Raw genomic sequence first — 218 nt, forward strand, 5'->3', positions numbered from 1 at the left:
AATCCCCTTACCCCGACCATTATTTGGGTCGTTAGCTCAGTTGGTAGAGCAGTTGGCTTTTAACCAATTGGTCGTAGGTTCGAATCCTACACGACCCACCATTTTTGGCTTCTCGGTCAGCCTTGAAGCCGAATCTTATTGATCTGATGCCAGTTGCATCAGGTCATGGGCAGCTCGGAGAGCAGCCTACAGTTTCATCGGGGTATAGCGCAGTCCGG

General features: G+C 50.9%; 1 tRNA gene. It reads left to right on the forward strand.

The features are described 5' to 3' along the window. Positions 1-25: 25 nt before the first annotated feature. Positions 26-101, forward strand: a tRNA-Lys gene (locus B3N48_RS02100). Positions 102-218 lie beyond the last annotated feature (117 nt).

It is taken from the genome of Pseudomonas sp. UBA1879 (assembly GCF_002338065.1).
Classification (GTDB): domain Bacteria; phylum Pseudomonadota; class Gammaproteobacteria; order Pseudomonadales; family Pseudomonadaceae; genus Aquipseudomonas.